General features: G+C 58.0%; 16 protein-coding genes. 15 read left to right on the top strand and 1 reads right to left on the bottom strand.

Features of this window, described 5'->3' with window-relative positions; translation table 11 throughout:
- Positions 1 to 492 (top strand): acetolactate synthase small subunit, encoded by a 492-nt coding sequence (ilvN, locus tag CPA59_RS19195; RefSeq protein ID WP_013319477.1) that lies wholly within the window; start codon positions 1 to 3, stop codon positions 490 to 492.
- 243 nt (positions 493 to 735) lie between these two features.
- On the top strand, positions 736 to 1740 hold the full coding sequence (gene cra, locus CPA59_RS19190; RefSeq protein WP_038920230.1) for a catabolite repressor/activator: 1005 nt from the start codon (positions 736 to 738) through the stop codon (positions 1738 to 1740).
- A gap of 293 nt (positions 1741 to 2033) precedes the next feature.
- Here the strand turns inward: cra and CPA59_RS19185 are convergent, their stop codons facing one another.
- Positions 2034 to 2495, bottom strand: coding sequence for an L-alanine exporter AlaE (locus tag CPA59_RS19185; RefSeq protein ID WP_038920229.1), 462 nt, complete (start codon positions 2493 to 2495; stop codon positions 2034 to 2036).
- A gap of 866 nt (positions 2496 to 3361) precedes the next feature.
- Between CPA59_RS19185 and mraZ the strand changes: the two genes are divergently transcribed.
- The 13 genes from mraZ (at position 3362) to ftsA (ending at position 18165) form a co-directional block, all read left to right on the top strand.
- Positions 3362 to 3820: a division/cell wall cluster transcriptional repressor MraZ gene (mraZ, locus tag CPA59_RS19180; RefSeq protein WP_012768364.1), complete on the top strand. Its 459-nt coding sequence runs from the start codon at positions 3362 to 3364 to the stop codon at positions 3818 to 3820.
- Positions 3821 to 3822: 2 nt separating this feature from the next.
- The gene (rsmH, locus tag CPA59_RS19175; protein ID WP_038665692.1) at positions 3823 to 4764 is read left to right on the top strand and encodes a 16S rRNA (cytosine(1402)-N(4))-methyltransferase RsmH; all 942 of its coding nucleotides are present in this window, start codon (positions 3823 to 3825) and stop codon (positions 4762 to 4764) included.
- The gene (ftsL, locus tag CPA59_RS19170) at positions 4761 to 5084 is read left to right on the top strand and encodes a cell division protein FtsL (protein WP_013319471.1); all 324 of its coding nucleotides are present in this window, start codon (positions 4761 to 4763) and stop codon (positions 5082 to 5084) included. The genes rsmH and ftsL overlap by 4 nt, the downstream gene beginning before the upstream one ends.
- A gap of 22 nt (positions 5085 to 5106) precedes the next feature.
- Complete coding sequence (locus CPA59_RS19165) at positions 5107 to 6870, top strand: peptidoglycan glycosyltransferase FtsI (protein ID WP_038665695.1); 1764 nt, start codon at positions 5107 to 5109, stop codon at positions 6868 to 6870.
- Positions 6857 to 8341 carry a UDP-N-acetylmuramoyl-L-alanyl-D-glutamate--2,6-diaminopimelate ligase gene (gene murE / locus CPA59_RS19160; RefSeq protein WP_049853548.1) on the top strand — a complete coding sequence of 495 codons (1485 nt, stop codon included), beginning with the start codon at positions 6857 to 6859 and terminating at the stop codon, positions 8339 to 8341. Before CPA59_RS19165 ends, murE begins: the two co-directional genes overlap by 14 nt.
- Positions 8338 to 9699 carry a UDP-N-acetylmuramoyl-tripeptide--D-alanyl-D-alanine ligase gene (murF, locus tag CPA59_RS19155; RefSeq protein WP_038920227.1) on the top strand — a complete coding sequence of 454 codons (1362 nt, stop codon included), beginning with the start codon at positions 8338 to 8340 and terminating at the stop codon, positions 9697 to 9699. Before murE ends, murF begins: the two co-directional genes overlap by 4 nt.
- Positions 9693 to 10775: a phospho-N-acetylmuramoyl-pentapeptide-transferase gene (gene mraY, locus CPA59_RS19150; protein ID WP_038665704.1), complete on the top strand. Its 1083-nt coding sequence runs from the start codon at positions 9693 to 9695 to the stop codon at positions 10773 to 10775. The genes murF and mraY overlap by 7 nt, the downstream gene beginning before the upstream one ends.
- A 3-nt stretch (positions 10776 to 10778) precedes the next feature.
- Entirely contained in the window at positions 10779 to 12092 is a 1314-nt protein-coding gene (murD, locus tag CPA59_RS19145) for a UDP-N-acetylmuramoyl-L-alanine--D-glutamate ligase (RefSeq protein WP_107760445.1), read from the top strand.
- A complete protein-coding gene (gene ftsW, locus CPA59_RS19140) occupies positions 12092 to 13294 on the top strand; it encodes a cell division protein FtsW (protein WP_039691732.1) in 1203 nt (400 codons plus the stop codon). The genes murD and ftsW overlap by 1 nt, the downstream gene beginning before the upstream one ends.
- A complete protein-coding gene (gene murG / locus CPA59_RS19135) occupies positions 13291 to 14382 on the top strand; it encodes an undecaprenyldiphospho-muramoylpentapeptide beta-N-acetylglucosaminyltransferase (RefSeq protein WP_107760444.1) in 1092 nt (363 codons plus the stop codon). The genes ftsW and murG overlap by 4 nt, the downstream gene beginning before the upstream one ends.
- Positions 14383 to 14432: 50 nt before the next feature.
- Positions 14433 to 15893, top strand: a complete 1461-nt coding sequence (gene murC, locus CPA59_RS19130; protein ID WP_039691729.1) for a UDP-N-acetylmuramate--L-alanine ligase — start codon at positions 14433 to 14435, stop codon at positions 15891 to 15893.
- A 164-nt stretch (positions 15894 to 16057) separates the two neighbouring features.
- A complete protein-coding gene (gene ftsQ / locus CPA59_RS19125) occupies positions 16058 to 16912 on the top strand; it encodes a cell division protein FtsQ (RefSeq protein WP_038665718.1) in 855 nt (284 codons plus the stop codon).
- Positions 16909 to 18165, top strand: coding sequence for a cell division protein FtsA (gene ftsA / locus CPA59_RS19120; RefSeq protein ID WP_013319461.1), 1257 nt, complete (start codon positions 16909 to 16911; stop codon positions 18163 to 18165). Before ftsQ ends, ftsA begins: the two co-directional genes overlap by 4 nt.
- Positions 18166 to 18174 lie beyond the last annotated feature (9 nt).

Here is an 18174-nt window from a genome sequence, read left to right as displayed (position 1 = left end):
ATGCGTCGTATTTTGTCGGTATTGCTGGAGAACGAATCGGGTGCTCTGTCGCGCGTGATTGGCCTGTTTTCTCAACGCGGTTACAACATTGAAAGTCTGACCGTCGCCCCGACGGACGACCCAACCCTGTCGCGGATGACCATCCAGACGGTGGGCGACGAAAAAGTGCTGGAACAGATTGAAAAGCAACTGCACAAGCTGGTGGACGTGTTGCGGGTCAGCGAGCTGGGGCAAGGGGCCTACGTTGAACGCGAGCTGATGCTGGTCAAGCTGCAGGCTACCGGTTACGGCCGTGAAGAAGTTAAGCGCAGCGCGGAAATCTTCCGCGGGCAGATCGTCGATGTCACCGCATCGCTGTATACCGTGCAACTGGCGGGAACCAGTGAGAAGCTGGATGCGTTTCTCAATAGCGTGCGCGAAGTGGCGGAAATTGTTGAAGTCGCGCGCTCCGGCATCGTGGGCGTATCGCGCGGCGATCGCGTCATGCGCTGACGCCGTGCTGAAATTCGGCCATTTGTCTGATGGTTTGCTGATTTTCATACAGCAATACTGGCTTTTCTGATGGTAATATCTGGCCCGGCCATGACGCCGGGCTTTTCTGATCCTGATTGAAGTAAATAATAAAAGCGGTTGCCCGTCAGTGTTTTCTGCGCTTAGATCGGTATCATATCCACGGTTAATTCATGGTTATCGTTTCATTCTTTATTTTTTGTCCGGCTTATTAAGGGGTTGCCAGTGAAACTGGATGAAATCGCGCGTCTTGCTGGGGTTTCGCGTACAACGGCCAGTTACGTTATTAATGGTAAGGCGAAACAATATCGCGTCAGCGATAAGACCGTTGAGAAAGTGATGGCGGTAGTCAGGGAGCACAACTACCATCCGAACGCTGTCGCAGCCGGTCTGCGCGCCGGACGCACCCGTTCCATCGGGCTGGTTATTCCGGACCTGGAGAACACCAGTTATACCCGTATCGCCAATTATCTGGAGCGTCAGGCTCGTCAGCGCGGCTATCAATTGCTGATTGCGTGTTCTGAAGATCAACCCGATAACGAGATGCGCTGCATCGAGCATCTGCTGCAACGTCAGGTGGATGCGATTATCGTCTCAACGGCGCTGCCGCCGGAACATCCGTTTTACCAGCGCTGGGCTAATGATCCCCTGCCGGTGATCGCGCTCGATCGGGCGTTGGATCGCGAGCATTTCACCAGCGTGGTCGGCGCGGATATGGAAGACGCGGAGATGCTGGCGCAGGAGCTGCGCAAGGTGCCGGCGGAATCGGTGATGTACCTCGGCGCGCTACCGGAGTTGTCGGTCAGTTTCCTGCGCGAGCAGGGATTCCGACGCGCCTGGGAGGAAGATCCGCGTCAGGTGAATTACATCTATGCCAACAGCTATGAACGCAGCGCGGCGGCGGCGGTGTTTGAGGAATACCTGAAAACCAACCCGATGCCGCAGGCGTTGTTTACGACCTCGTTCCCGCTGCTGCAAGGGGTGATGGACGTGACGCTCAGACAGAGCGGACGCCTGCCGAACAATCTGGCTATCGCCACATTCGGCGATAATGAATTGCTGGATTTCCTGGAATGCCAGGTGTTGGCGGTGGCGCAGCGTCATCGTGAAGTGGCGGAGCGGGTGCTGGAGCTGGTGCTGGCGAGTCTGGATGAGCCGCGTAAACCGAAACCGGGTTTATACCGTATTCGTCGTAATCTCTATCGCCGCGGTTTTCTAAGCCGCCTCTGATCGTAAGCCGTTGCGGATCGCAAGTCGTTTCTGATCGGTAAGTCGTTTCTGAACGATAGCATGCGGCGCTGGAATAATTTTCTGTTCCACGCCGCATCGGATAATTCTTATTTTTTCCCCGCTTTTCTCTTCTTTTATATTTATACCCAAAATAATTCGAGTTGCAGGAAGACGGCAAGTGAGTGAATCGTGATGAGCTTACTCAGGTAAGTGATTCGGGTGAGCGAACGCAGCCAACACACCAGCAACGTGGAGTAGGACGGATATATTCCACAGCCGCTTGTTGCGCTGGATTAATGGCTGACAATTTGCGGACGAGCCGGAACGCCGACCCGGAACAGGCGACGGCAATATTCCAGAAAATAACCGTACGCCACGCCCATGAACATGGAAATTACCGCGTTGCTGGCAACCGCCTTCATGATTTGCGACGGCTCGGCGCCAATCGTCAGCAGAATGGCGGCATAAACCGGCGATTGAAAACTGACATAGGCAAACAGATCCGCCATATTTTTTCCCCAGCGTAAATCCGCGTTCAGGCGTAACGCCAGGGCGACGATGCGATCGCGATAAAGGCCGTAGGGCCAGGCAATGACGATATTGACCGGAATCGACAGCAGTCGGGAAGAGAGCGACTGCTGGAAGGTCATGCCGGACAGCAGGATTTCAATCGCCATGCCGGTCAGGAAGCAATACACCACCATAGCAACGGTATCGGCAACGATGCCACGCACGCGGGAAACGGGGGAAAACATATTGTATGGCTCCATGGTGAAGGATAATAACGTTGCTTGTGGTGTATTTTATTGGTGTTTAGTTTTGCTTTATTGCTTTATTTGTAGTCTACATAACTATTTATCGCGTTTTAACTAGCTTAAAAAACTTATTTTTGCTTGTTTTTTGTTCAGTGGCGCAACTTTATGGTTGCAAATCGTCTTTTTCATTCGATTATCATGAGTTGGGTATTTAATTTTATATAAAACAACCAATTAATGAGATGCTGGCGACAGCAGGAAAAGCCGACCGGAAACGGCGTGGTTTGGAATGAAAAAGTTGCGGAACGGTAAAGTGCAAGTGAATGTGAACAATACTGGAAATAAATCCAGTTATTCTTTCTGACACTGATGAAACAGCGGGTTAATGTTTCAGACATGAATAGATAACCTGAGTTGAAGTAACCGACAGTGTGGTTCAGGTCAAAAAAATGGGATCCCGCGTCCAATAAATTCATTTTTCCCGTCATATTTTGTGCAGGCAGGAAAAATGACTTTTAAAAGTGCTTAAAAATCAGTCGATAAAAATATTTCGATATCGTATGAAGATTTAAGAAATACGTATCGAACTGTGACAGACAAAATAATATTGCACCGAATGAAAAATCCTATATCTTTATGCGCCTCCCCGAGAGCCATTAATTTTCCTTAAATAATCACAGCGTTAATCCTCATTATTTCTTCGTGGTGGTTTTTTTGCGGTTTTTTCACTCTCTGATTCGGCGGGAAATAATGCCCGGGCGCATCCGTGCTGGCTTGACAAGCTTTTCATCCCCTCCGTAAACTCTCAAGAGTGGGGATTTGTGGGGCAAAGTGGTGAAAAAGGTCATGAAGGGTTAAATACTGTCATGTTTCGTGGGGCGACACTGGTCAACCTCGACAGTAAAGGACGGCTTGCCGTTCCCACCCGTTACCGGGACTTACTGAACGAGGAAGCTCAAGGGCAAATGGTATGCACCATTGACCTTCATCAGCCCTGCCTGCTGCTTTACCTGCTACCCGAATGGGAAATTATCGAACAGAAACTTTCTCGCCTGTCGAGTATGAACCCCGCTGAACGCCGTGTTCAGCGCCTGCTACTCGGGCATGCCAGCGAATGCCAGATGGATAACGCCGGAAGGATACTGATTGCATCTACGCTGCGGCAGCATGCGGGTCTTACGAAAGAAGTGATGCTGGTCGGCCAGTTCAACAAGTTTGAACTGTGGGATGAACAGACCTGGTATCGACAAGTCAAGGAAGATATTGACGCTGAGCAGTCAACTCAGGAGCCCTTATCTGAGCGGCTGCAGGACTTATCACTATAGTCATGGCAGAAACGTTTAAACACACCACCGTGTTGCTGGATGAAGCCGTCAACGGCCTGAACATTCGCAGCAACGGTATCTACATTGACGGTACGTTTGGCCGGGGTGGCCATTCCCGTCTCATTCTGTCCCGCCTTGGGCCGGAAGGCCGTTTGTTGGCCATCGATCGCGATCCGCAAGCTGTCGCGGTCGCCAATACCATTGATGATGCGCGTTTTTCCATCATTCACGGACCTTTTTCCGAACTGGCTGAGTATGTCGACGAGCGCGGGCTGACCGGCAAAATCGACGGCATCCTGCTGGATTTGGGCGTCTCTTCGCCTCAGCTCGACGATCCCGAACGGGGATTCTCGTTTATGCGCGACGGGCCGCTGGACATGCGCATGGACCCCACTCGGGGCCTGTCAGCGGCGGAATGGCTGATGAAAGCGGAAGCGGAAGACATCGCCTGGGTGCTGAAAACCTTCGGCGAAGAGCGTTTCGCCAAGCGTATCGCGCGCGCCATTGTGGAGCGTAACCGCGTCGAACCGTTGACCCGTACCAAAGCGCTGGCGGAATTGATCGCCGCCGCCAGCCCGATTCGCGAGAAGCACAAGCATCCGGCGACCCGTTCCTTCCAGGCCATTCGTATCTATATCAACAGCGAACTGGAAGAGATCGAGCGGGCGTTGGACGGCGCATTGCAGGTGCTGGCGCCGGAAGGACGTTTGTCGGTGATCAGCTTCCATTCGCTGGAAGACCGGATTGTGAAACGCTTTATCCGCCAGCACAGCCGGGGGCCGCAGGTGCCCGCTGGTCTGCCGCTGACGGAAGAACAACTGCGTAGCCAGGGCGGCCAGACGCTCAAGGCGGCGGGCAAGATGATGCCGCCTGATGACGAAGTGGCGGAAAATCCGCGCGCGCGCAGTTCGGTGTTGCGCTTTGCCGAGAGACTGCCGTCGTGATCGGGAACGAGCGCCATTCGCTGGGCGGCGTGATTGGCGACGATCTGCTGCGACACGGAAAACTGCCGCTGTTGCTGCTGATAGCGGTGTTGGTGTCCGCCATTCTGGTGGTGACCACCGCGCACCGCACGCGCCTGCTGACGGCGGAGCGTGAGCGTCTGTTGCTGGAACGTGATGCGCTGGATATCGAGTGGCGCAACCTGATTCTGGAAGAGAATGCCCTGGGCGATCACAGCCGCGTCGAGCAGATCGCCACCGAGAAACTGCATATGGTGCACGTTGATCCTTCACAGGAAAATATTGTGGTTAAACAACAATGAATTGACAGGTATCGCCTAAATTATGAGAGCAGCGCGACCGGGAAAATTGAAGCGTCAGGAAGAACATGCCAGCTTTGTCAGCTGGCGTTTTGCGTTGCTTTGCGGCGGTATTCTGTTGTGCATGGTCGGGTTGATGTTGCGTGCGGCGTACCTGCAGGTGATCGCGCCCGACAAGCTGGTGCGTGAAGGCGACATGCGTTCCCTGCGCGTGCAGGAGATTCCGACCGCTCGCGGCATGATCAGCGATCGCGCCGGTCGCCCGCTGGCGGTGAGCGTGCCGGTTAACGCGGTCTGGGCCGACCCGAAAGACGTCAACGATCATGGCGGCATTTCACTGGATACCCGCTGGAAGGCGCTGGCGGATGCGCTGGGAATCCCGCTGGACCAAATCGCTTCTAAGGTGAACGCCAACCCGAACGGCCGTTTTGTCTATCTTGCCCGCCAGGTGAACCCGGCGATCGGCGAATACATCCACAAACTGAAATTGCCGGGCATCAATTTGCGGCAGGAATCTCGTCGTTACTATCCTTCCGGTCAGGTAACGTCGCATCTGATTGGTTTTACCAATATTGACGGCCAGGGGATTGAAGGCATCGAGAAGAGCTTCGATCGCTGGCTGACCGGCCGCCCCGGCGAGCGTACCGTGCGTAAAGACCGCTTTGGGCGGGTCATCGAAGACATTTCCTCGGTGGACAGTCAGGCGGCGCACAACCTGATGCTCAGTATCGATGAGCGCCTGCAGGCGCTGGTGTACCGCGAGCTGAACAACGCGGTGGCGTTCAATAAGGCCGAATCGGGCACCGCCGTACTGGTGGATGTGAACACCGGCGAAGTGCTGGCGATGGCCAACAGTCCCTCCTACAACCCGAATAACCTGACCGGCACGCCGACCGACGTGATTCGTAACCGCGCCATCACCGATATTTTCGAACCCGGTTCGACCGTGAAACCGATGGTGGTGATGACGGCGCTACAGCGCAACGTGGTCAAGGAAAATGCGGTGCTCAACACGTTGCCGTATTACATCAACGGCCATGAAATCAAGGACGTGGCGCGTTATAGCGAATTGACCCTGACCGGCGTGCTGCAGAAGTCCAGTAACGTCGGCGTATCGCATCTGGCGCTGGCGATGCCGGCTTCCGCGTTGGTGGACACTTACTCCCGTTTTGGTCTGGGCAAAGCCACCAATCTGGGGCTGGTGGGGGAAAGTCTGGGTCTGTACCCCAATCGCCAACGCTGGTCGGATATCGAGCGCGCGACGTTTTCGTTTGGCTACGGCCTGATGGTGACCCCGCTGCAACTGGCGCGTGTCTACGCCACCATCGGCAGCTTCGGCATTTATCGCCCGCTATCCATCACCAAAGTCGATCCGCCGGTGCCGGGCGAGCGCGTCTTTTCCGAACAGATTGTCCGTACCGTGGTGCACATGATGGAGAGCGTGGCGCTGCCTGGAGGCGGCGGCACCAAGGCGGCGGTGAAAGGCTATCGCATCGCGATTAAAACCGGTACGGCGAAAAAGGTCGGCCCGGACGGCAAGTACATCAACAAATATATCGCCTATACCGCCGGGGTGGCGCCGGCCAGTAACCCGCGCTTTGCGCTGGTAGTGGTCATTAACGACCCGCAGGCGGGGAAATACTACGGTGGCGCGGTGTCGGCGCCGGTATTCGGGGCGATCATGGGCGGCGTACTGCGCACCATGAATATCGAACCGGATGCGTTGCCGACGGGTGAAAAAAGCGAGTTTGTAATCAACAGAAAAGAGGGTTCAGGTGACAGATCGTAACTTGCGCGATGTCCTGGCTCCGTGGGTGACCGATGCCCCGGAGCGCGCGCTGCGGGAAATGACATTAGACAGCCGCGTGGCGGCTGCCGGGGATCTGTTTGTGGCGATAGTCGGCCACAAGACGGATGGGCGGCACTATATTCCGCAGGCTATTGCGCAGGGCGTCGCGGCGGTTGTCGCACAGGCGGATGATGCCACGCCCGATGGCACCCTGACTGAAATGCACGGCGTACCGGTGATTTATCTGGGTAACCTGAACCAGCGTTTATCCGCGCTGGCAGGGCGCTTTTATCGCCAGCCATCGGCCTCGTTGCAACTGATCGGCGTCACCGGCACCAACGGCAAGACCACCACCACCCAGTTGCTGGCGCAGTGGAGTCAGGCGCTGGGCAAAACCAGCGCGGTGATGGGCACCGTCGGCAACGGCTTGCTGGGGCATGTGGTGCCGTCGGAAAACACTACCGGTTCGGCGGTGGATGTGCAGCAGATTCTGAGTCAGTTGGTGGAGCAAGGGGCGGATTTCGCTGCAATGGAAGTGTCTTCGCATGGGCTGGTGCAGCACCGGGTGGAGGCGCTGTCGTTCGCCGCCGCGGTATTTACCAACCTGAGTCGCGATCATCTTGATTATCACGGCGACATGGCGAATTACGAAGCGGCCAAATGGCGGCTGTTCGCCGAGCATCAGGTCGGGCAGAAAATCATTAACGCCGATGACGACGTTGGCCGTCGTTGGTTAAGCCGCCTGCCGGAAGCGGTGGCGGTGAGCGTGGCGGGCAAGATCGATGCCGGCCGGGCGCACTGGCTGAAAGCCACCCGTATCGATTATCACGACAGCGGTTTCACCGTGCAATTCGACTCCAGCTGGGGCGCCGGTGAGATCAATAGCCGCCTGATGGGCGAGTTCAACGTCAGTAACCTGTTGCTGGCGCTGGCGACGCTGTTGTCGCTGGGCTATTCGCTGGAACAGCTGGTGAAGACCGGCTCTGCGCTGCAGCCGGTCTGCGGTCGAATGGAAGTTTTTCTTGCCGGCGGCCGGCCGACGGTGGTGGTGGATTACGCCCATACTCCGGACGCGCTGGAAAAAGCGCTGGCGGCGGCGCGTTTGCACTGCCGGGGCGTACTGTGGTGCGTATTCGGTTGCGGTGGCGATCGCGACAGAGGTAAGCGCCCACTAATGGGCGCGATTGCGGAACAGCTGGCGGATCGGGTGATTGTTACCGACGATAACCCGCGCAGCGAAGACCCGCAGGCGATTGTGACCGATATCCTGAGCGGATTGCTGGATGCGGGCCGGGTGCAGGTGATTGCCGGTCGGGCGGAAGCCGTCACCAGCGCGGTGATGCAGGCTGGCGCCGATGATGTGGTGCTGGTCGCAGGCAAAGGACACGAAGACTATCAGTTGGTAGGAAATGAGCGGTTGGATTATTCGGATCGCATTACTGTCGCGCGTCTGCTGGGGGTTATCGTATGATCAGCGTTTCGTTGCGGCAGTTGGCTGATGTGCTGGGCGCCCGGTTGGTGGGGGAAGACCTGATTATCAGCGAGGTGTCCACGGATACCCGTAAACTCACCGACGGCTGTCTGTTCGTCGCGTTGCGCGGGGAAAAATTTGACGCTCATGATTACGCGGCGGATGCCGTTAATCATGGGGCGGCCGCGTTATTGGTAAGTAAGCGCTTACCAATAGAAGTGCCGCAACTGGTGGTGGATGATACGCGTCTGGCGCTGGGTTCGATGGCGGGCTGGGTGCGGCAGCAAAGCCGGGCGCGCGTAGTGGCGCTGACCGGTTCATCGGGAAAAACCTCCGTCAAGGAAATGACCGCGGCGATTTTGCGTCAGTGCGGCAACGTGCTGTATACCGCCGGTAATTTCAACAACGATATCGGCGTGCCGCTGACGCTGTTCCGCCTGACGCCGGAGCATGATTACGCGGTGATTGAGCTGGGCGCCAACCATATCGGCGAGATTGCTTACACCACGGCGATGGTGCGCCCGGAAGCGGCGCTGGTGAATAACCTGGCCGCCGCTCATCTGGAAGGATTTGGTTCGCTCGAAGGCGTGGCGCAGGCTAAAGGCGAAATCTTTAGCGGCTTGCCGGCTCAGGGCGTGGCGATCCTCAATGCCGACAGCCACGATGAGGCGCGCTGGCACGATGCGCTGACCGGGAAAACCCTGTGGCGCTTTTCGCCGCAGGCGCGCGCGGGCGTCGATTTTTACGCCAGCGATGTCAGCATCAGCGAGCGTGGGACCGATTTCGTGCTGCATACGCCGGCAGGCAATATCGCGGTGACCCTGCCGCTGCCGGGGCGGCATAACATCGCCAACGCGCTGGCGGCGGCGGCGCTGTCGCTGGCGGTGGGCGCCTCGCTGGCTGCGGTGAAGGCCGGACTGGCGCAATTGCAGGCTGTGCCGGGGCGGTTGTTCCCGATTGCGCTGGCGCCTGGAAAATTGCTGCTGGACGACAGTTACAACGCCAACGTCGGGTCAATGACCGCGGCGGCGCAGGTGCTGGCGGAGATGCCGGGCTACCGGGTGATGGTGGTCGGCGATATGGCCGAACTGGGCCAGAATGCGCAGGCGTGTCACCGTCAGGTGGGCGAGGCGGCTCGCAAGGCAAACATTGAGAAAGTATTGAGCGTAGGCGTGCTGAGCGCGCTTATCGGCGACGCCAGCGGCGCAGGCGAGCATTTTGACAATAAAACTGCGTTGATCGCCCGTTTGCGGGCGTTGGTGGCACAGCACAATACCATTACCGTTTTAATTAAAGGTTCACGCAGCGCTGCGATGGAACAGGTAGTACACGCATTACAGGAGAATGCCACATGTTAGTTTGGCTGGCCGAGCATCTGGTCAAGTTTTATTCCGGCTTTAACGTCTTTTCATATTTGACGTTCCGGGCCATTGTCAGCCTGCTGACGGCGTTAATCATTTCCCTGTGGATGGGACCGCATCTGATCGCCTGGCTGCAACGCCTGCAAATCGGTCAGGTGGTGCGTAACGAAGGGCCGGAGTCCCATTTCAGCAAGCGCGGCACGCCGACTATGGGCGGGGTGATGATTCTGGCGTCGATCATTATTTCGGTGCTGTTGTGGGTCAACCTGGCTAACCCGTATGTCTGGTGCGTGCTGCTGGTGCTGGTGGGTTACGGCATCGTCGGGTTTGTGGATGACTACCGCAAGGTGGTGCGTAAGGACACCCGCGGGCTGATTGCCCGCTGGAAGTACTTCTGGCAGTCGGTACTGGCGCTGGCAGTCGCGTTTTCCATGTACGCGATTGGCAAGGATACGCCGGCGACGCAGCTGGTGGTGCCGTTCTTTAAGGACGTGATGCCGCAACTGGGCCTGATGTACATCGTGCTGGCCTACTTCGTGATTGTCGGCACCAGCAACGCCGTCAACCTCACCGATGGTCTGGACGGGTTGGCCATCATGCCGACGGTGTTTGTGGCGGTCGGTTTCGCGCTGGTGGCCTGGGCGACCGGCAACATGAATTTCGCCAGCTACCTGCACATTCCGTATATCCGGCATGCCAGCGAGCTGGTGGTGGTGTGTACCGCGATTGTCGGCGCCGGTCTCGGTTTTCTGTGGTTTAACACCTATCCGGCGCAGGTGTTTATGGGTGATGTCGGATCGCTGGCGCTGGGCGGCGCGCTGGGCACCATCGCGGTGCTGCTGCGTCAGGAGTTCCTGTTGGTAATCATGGGCGGGGTGTTTGTGGTGGAAACCCTGTCCGTGATTTTGCAGGTGGGTTCCTTCAAGCTGCGCGGCCAGCGGATTTTCCGTATGGCGCCGATCCACCATCACTACGAACTTAAGGGGTGGCCGGAGCCGCGGGTGATCGTGCGGTTCTGGATTATTTCGCTGATGCTGATGCTCATCGGTCTGGTAACGCTCAAGGTACGGTAAAAAATGGACTATCAGGGTAGAAAGGTTGTCATTATCGGGTTAGGGCTGACAGGGCTCTCCTGTGTTGATTTTTTCCTTGCACGCGGGGTGGTGCCGCGCGTGGTGGATACCCGTATTAGTCCGCCGGGCCTGGATAAACTGCCTGAGTCCGTTGAGCGTCATCTGGGTAGCCTTAATGATGAGTGGCTGCTGTCTGCCGATTTGATCGTCGCCAGTCCGGGTATTGCGCTGGCGACGCCGATCCTGTGCGAGGCGGCGGAAGCCGGCATTGAAATTATCGGCGATATCGAACTGTTCTGTCGCGAAGCGCAGGCGCCGATCGTCGCTATCACCGGGTCCAACGGTAAAAGCACCGTTACCACGCTGGTGGGTGAAATGGCGCGTGCGGCCGGTTGGGCCGTCGGCGTAGGCGGCAACATCGGCGTACCGGCGCTGGAGCTGCTCAAGCAGGAAAGCCAGCTGTATGTGCTGGAGCTGTCGAGCTTCCAGTTGGAAACCACTTACAGCCTGCACGCCGCCGCCGCCACGATCCTCAACGTTACCGAGGATCACACCAACCGTTACCCGTTGGGGCTGCAGCAGTACCGCGCCGCCAAATTGCGCATTTATGAAAACGCCAAAGTCTGCATTGTGAACGCGGACGACGCCCTGACCATGCCGGTGCGCGGCGCCGACGCGCGTTGCCTGAGTTTCGGCGTGGATGTGGGCGATTACCACCTGAACCGGCAGCAGGGTGAAACCTGGCTGCGGGTGAAAGGCGAGCGGGTGCTGAATACCCGCGAAATCAAACTGGTCGGTCAGCACAACTACACCAATGCGCTGGCTGCGCTGGCGCTGGCGGACGCTGTGGGCATTCCCCGCTCGTCGGCCCTGATCGCGCTGACTACCTTTACCGGCCTGCCGCACCGTTTCCAACTGGTGCTGGCGCGTCATGACGTGCGCTGGATCAATGATTCCAAGGCTACCAATGTCGGCAGCACCGAGGCGGCGCTGAGCGGGCTGCATGTCGATGGCACGCTGCATCTGCTGCTGGGTGGCGACGGAAAATCGGCGGATTTCTCTCCGTTATTGCATTACCTGCAGGGCGACCGCATTCGTCTGTACTGCTTTGGCCGTGATGGCGGGCAACTGGCGGCGCTGCGTCCGGAAATCGCCGAGCAGACCGAAACTATGGAGCAGGCGATGCGTCTTATCGCCGGCCGCACCCAGCCGGGTGACATGGTGTTGCTGTCGCCAGCTTGCGCCAGTCTCGATCAGTTCCGCAGTTTCGAACAGCGCGGCGATGAGTTCGCCCGCCTGGCGGAGGAACTGGGATAATGCGTTTTATCGGGGCCGGCATGGTCGAACGTCTGAAAAGCTGGGTGATGGGGACGCGTGAAAGCGACAACCTCAGCACCGTGCTGTACGACCGGACGCTGCTGTGGTTGACCCTGGGGCTGGCGGTGATCGGCTTTGTGATGGTGACCTCGGCGTCGATGCCGGTCGGGCAGCGGCTGGCCAGCGATCCCTTTTTATTCGCCAAGCGCGATGCGCTGTATCTGGGGCTGGCGTTTGGTTTGTCGCTGGTCACCATGCGGGTACCGATGGAGGTTTGGCAGCGTTACAGCGTGGTATTGCTGCTGGCGTCGATGGTGATGCTGCTGATCGTGCTGGTGGTGGGCAGCTCGGTCAACGGGGCGTCACGCTGGATTTCCCTTGGCCCGCTACGTATTCAGCCGGCTGAGTTATCGAAGTTGTCGTTGTTCTGCTACCTCTCCAGCTACATGGTGCGCAAAGTCGAAGAGGTACGGAATAACTTCTGGGGATTTTGCAAGCCGATGGGCGTGATGGTGGTGCTGGCGGTGCTGCTGCTGGCTCAGCCGGACCTCGGTACGGTGGTGGTGCTGTTCATCACCACGCTGGCGATGTTGTTTCTGGCCGGAGCCAAACTGTGGCAGTTCCTGGCGATCATCGGTTGTGGCATCTTCGCCGTCGCGCTGTTGATTATCGCGGAGCCGTATCGCGTACGCCGCGTGACGTCGTTCTGGAATCCGTGGGACGACCCGTTCGGCAGCGGTTATCAGTTGACCCAGTCGTTGATGGCGTTTGGCCGCGGCGAACTGTGGGGGCAGGGGCTCGGCAATTCCATCCAGAAACTGGAATATTTGCCGGAAGCGCATACCGACTTCATTTTCTCCATTCTGGGGGAGGAACTGGGCTATATCGGTGTGGTTTTGGCGTTGTTAATGATATTCTTCGTCGCTTTTCGGGCGATGTCGATAGGGCGGCGGGCGCTGGAAATCGATCAGCGTTTTTCGGGCTTTCTGGCCTGCTCCATCGGTATCTGGTTCAGTTTTCAGACGCTGGTGAATGTCGGCGCGGCCGCGGGCATGTTGCCGACCAAAGGGCTGACATTGCCGCTGATCAGCTACGGCGGTTCCAGTCTGCTGATTATGTCGACGGCTATCGTGTTGTTGTTGCGAATTGATTATGAAACGCGCCTGACCAAAGCGCAGGCGTTTACGAGGGGTGCCCGATGAGTGGCGAAGGCAAGCGTTTGATGGTGATGGCCGGCGGTACCGGCGGGCATGTGTTTCCCGGTCTGGCGGTGGCGCATCATCTGATGGCGCAGGGCTGGCAGGTGCGCTGGCTGGGCACGGCCGACCGGATGGAAGCGGATCTGGTGCCGAAACACGGCATCGACATCGACTTTATCCGTATTTCCGGTCTGCGCGGCAAAGGACTGGCGGCATTGGTGCTGGCGCCGGTGCGTATCTTCCGGGCGGTGCGGCAGGCGCAGGCGATTATGCGCCGCTATCAGCCGGACGTTGTGTTGGGGATGGGCGGTTATGTGTCCGGCCCCGGCGGTCTGGCTGCCTGGCTGTGCGGCATCCCGGTGGTTTTGCACGAGCAAAATGGTATCGCCGGGTTGACCAACCGCTGGCTGTCGCGCATCGCCAAAAAAGTATTACAGGCATTCCCGGGGGCGTTTCCTCACGCGGATGTGGTGGGAAATCCGGTGCGTACCGATGTGCTGGCGCTGCCGTCGCCGACGGAGCGACTGGCTGAGCGCAGCGGCCCGGTGCGGGTACTGGTGGTTGGTGGAAGCCAGGGGGCGCGGGTGCTGAATCAAACCCTGCCCGGCGTAGCGGCGCGGATGCATGACGCCGTTACCATCTGGCACCAAACCGGCAAAGGCGCTCAGGCGGAAGTACAGGCTGCTTATGCGCAAGCCGGTCAGCCGCAGCACCGGATTACCGAGTTTATCGACGACATGGCGGCGGCGTATGCCTGGGCCGATGTGGTGGTGTGCCGCTCCGGTGCGCTAACCGTCAGCGAGATTGCCGCGGCCGGGTTGCCGGCGTTGTTTGTGCCGTTCCAGCATAAGGATCGGCAGCAGTACTGGAATGCGTTGCCGCTGGAACAGGCGGGCGCCGCAAAGATTATCGAACAGGCCGACCTCAGCGTGGACGCGATAAGCGAGGTGTTGTCGACCTGGGATCGCGCCACGTTACGCGATATGGCGCAAAAAGCCCGAACCGTGGCGATTCCCGATGCGACGGAACGGGTGGCGGCCGAAGTCGCGGCGGCGGCGATGCAGCGGGCGGCTCACGCTGTCCGGAATTAATGATAATGGCCGGCAATAGCCGGCGTTGATGTAGGTTGCGATAGAAGATAGTGAATACTCAAGAACTGGCGAAACTGCGTTCAATCGTGCCCGAGATGCACCGCGTCCGGCACATCCATTTTGTTGGCATCGGTGGTGCCGGCATGGGCGGTATCGCCGAAGTCCTGGCTAACGAGGGCTATCAGATCAGCGGTTCTGATCTGGCGCCCAACGCTGTGACTCAACAGTTGACCGATCTGGGCGCCCAGATCTATTTCCACCATCGCCCGGAAAATGTGAACGAAGCGAGCGTGGTGGTGGTATCCAGCGCGATTACGGCGGATAACCCGGAGATTATCGCGGCACATGAGGCCCGTATTCCGGTGATTCGCCGGGCAGAGATGCTGGCAGAATTGATGCGCTTTCGTCATGGCATCGCCATTGCCGGAACGCATGGCAAGACCACGACCACGGCGATGGTGACCAGTATCTATGCGGAAGCGGGGCTGGACCCGACGTTCGTCAACGGCGGGCTGGTCAAAGCCGCGGGGACGCACGCCCGGTTAGGGTCGAGCCGTTACCTGATTGCGGAAGCGGACGAGAGCGATGCGTCGTTCCTGCATTTGCAGCCGATGGTGGCGATTGTGACCAACATCGAAGCCGACCATATGGACACGTATCAGGGCGATTTTGAGAACCTCAAGCAGACGTTCATCAACTTCCTGCATAACCTGCCGTTTTACGGCCATGCGGTGATGTGCCTGGATGATGCGGTGATTCGGGAACTGTTGCCGAAAGTGGGGCGTCACATCACCACTTATGGTTTCAGCGACGATGCGGATGTGCGGTTGGCTGACTACCGGCAGGTTGGGGCGCAGGGGCTGTTTACGCTGGCGCGTCAGGGTAAACCGCTGCTGAATGTGACGCTGAATGCGCCGGGCCGCCACAATGCGCTGAATGCGGCGGCGGCGGTAGCGGTGGCGACGGAAGAAGGCATTGATGACGACGCGATTCTGCGAGCGCTGGCGCGCTTTCAGGGAACGGGGCGTCGGTTTGATTTTCTGGGCGAATTCCCGCTACAGCCGGTTAACGGCAAAAGCGGCAGCGCCATGCTGGTGGATGATTACGGGCATCACCCGACGGAAGTGGACGCCACCATCAAGGCGGCGCGCGCCGGCTGGCCGGATAAACGCCTGGTGATGATTTTTCAGCCGCACCGCTATACCCGCACGCGGGATCTGTACGATGACTTCGCGCACGTACTGTCCCAGGTGGATGTGCTGCTGATGCTGGATGTGTATCCGGCCGGCGAAGCGCCGATTCCGGGAGCGGACAGCCGGTCGCTGTGTCGCACCATTCGCGGACGCGGCAAAATCGACCCGATCATGGTGCCGGATGTGGAGACGCTGCCTGAACTGCTGGCGCAGGCGCTGCAGGGCGATGATCTGGTGCTGGTTCAGGGCGCCGGCAACATTGGCAAACTGGCGCGTCGGCTGGCGGAAAATCGTCTGCAGGCGAAGACCAAAGACTGAGAACAGGATGACTGAGCACGTGATGGTAGTGATGAAACGCACCCACGCTGACCACGACGAAACCGGCCGATGGCCGGCTGAGGTTCGGTGCGCCGACGTTTCGCGCTCAGTCCAGACAGACAACGGTTACCGCCGCGTATCTGTTGTGGAGTTGGCTGATTAGTATGTCGCAGGCGGCGTTGAATACACGCGGACGTGAGCAGGAAAAGGGCGCACGACGCAGCAATGGCAGTCAGCTGGCGGGGATTTTTTTCCTGCTGATGGTGGCCGGCACCATCTTGTGGGGAAGCTGGATGGTGCTGGGCTGGATGAAAGATGCCAGTCGTCTGCCGCTGTCCAGACTGGTGGTGACCGGCGAGCGACACTACACCACCAATGACGATATTCGCCAGGCGATTTTGTCGCTGGGCTCGCCGGGGACGTTCATGACGCAGGATGTGAATGTCATCCAGCAGCAGATCGAGCGCCTGCCCTGGATTAAACAGGCCAGCGTACGTAAGCAGTGGCCGGACGAATTAAAGATTCATCTGGTTGAATACGTTCCGTTTGCGCGCTGGAATGACCAGCTCATGGTTGACAGCGAGGGTAACACCTTCAGCGTGCCGGCTGAGCGCATCGGCAACAAAAAAATGCCGATGTTGTACGGTCCGGAGGGCGGTGAAGAAGACGTGCTGGAGGGGTATCGCGAGATGAACCAGATACTGGCGGCAGGCAAGTTCACGGTGAAGATGGTGGCGATGACCGCGCGCCATTCATGGCAGGTTGGGCTGGACGATGATATCCGCCTCGATCTGGGACGTGATGACCGAAGTCGGCGTCTGGCGCGTTTTCTGGAGATCTATCCGTTGTTGCAGCGGCAGGCCCAGAATGAAAACAAGCGGGTTAACTACGTGGATTTGCGCTATGAAACCGGCGCAGCGGTAGGTTGGAGCCCGGCATTTATTGATCAGCAAAAAGACATTGATCAGCAAAAGAACGGTAATCAGCAACAAAATCAGGCACAGGCTAAACAGCAATGATCAAGTCGACGGACAGAAAACTGGTAGTTGGGCTGGAAATCGGTACAGCAAAGGTGGCTGCGCTGGTAGGTGAAGTTCTGCCAGATGGCATGATCAATATCATCGGTGTGGGAAGCTGCCCGTCACGGGGCATGGATAAAGGCGGCGTTAACGATCTGGAATCGGTGGTCAAGTGCGTTCAGCGCGCCATCGATCAGGCCGAACTGATGGCTGATTGCCAGATTTCATCCGTGTATCTGGCGTTGTCCGGTAAGCACATCAGCTGCCAGAACGAGATCGGCATGGTGCCTATCTCCGAAGAAGAAGTCACGCAGGACGATGTCGAAAGCGTGGTGCATACGGCCAAATCTGTCCGGGTCCGTGATGAGCACCGTATTCTGCATGTGATCCCGCAGGAATACGCCATTGATTATCAGGAAGGGATTAAAAACCCGGTCGGGCTGTCTGGCGTGCGGATGCAGGCCAAGGTGCACCTGATCACCTGTCATAACGACATGGCGAAGAACATTGTTAAAGCGGTGGAGCGTTGCGGTCTGAAGGTGGATCAGCTGATTTTCGCCGGGCTGGCATCGAGTTATGCGGTGCTGACCGAAGACGAGCGCGAACTGGGCGTGTGCGTAGTGGATATCGGCGGCGGCACCATGGATATGGCGGTGTATACCGGCGGCGCGCTGCGTCACACAAAAGTGATTCCTTATGCTGGTAACGTAGTCACCAGCGATATAGCCTATGCGTTTGGCACGCCGCCCACGGATGCGGAAGCGATCAAGGTACGTTACGGTTGCGCGCTCGGTTCCATCGTCAGCAAAGATGAAACCGTGGAAGTGCCGAGCGTCGGTGGTCGTCCGCCGCGTAGTCTGCAGCGTCAGACGCTGGCGGAGGTGATTGAACCTCGCTATACCGAGTTATTGAATCTGGTGAATGACGAGCTGTTGCAGTTGCAGGAACAGCTGCGCCAGCAGGGCGTGAAGCATCATCTGGCGGCCGGCATCGTGCTGACCGGCGGTGCGGCGCAAATTGACGGTCTGGCGGCCTGCGCGCAGCGCGTGTTCCACACGCAGGTGCGCATCGGCCAGCCGCTGAATATCACCGGATTAACGGATTATGCGCAGGAGCCCTATTACTCGACAGCAGTGGGGCTGCTGCATTACGGCAAAGAGTCTCATCTGAGTGGCGAACACGAGGTTGAGAAACGCGCCTCAGTCAGTAACTGGTTTAAACGCCTGAACAGCTGGCTGAGAAAAGAATTTTGACGGTTATCA

The organism is Dickeya sp. Secpp 1600 (assembly GCF_003049805.1).
Taxonomy (GTDB): Bacteria; Pseudomonadota; Gammaproteobacteria; order Enterobacterales; family Enterobacteriaceae; genus Dickeya; species Dickeya fangzhongdai.
This window is presented reverse-complemented; position numbering and strand designations above follow the sequence as displayed.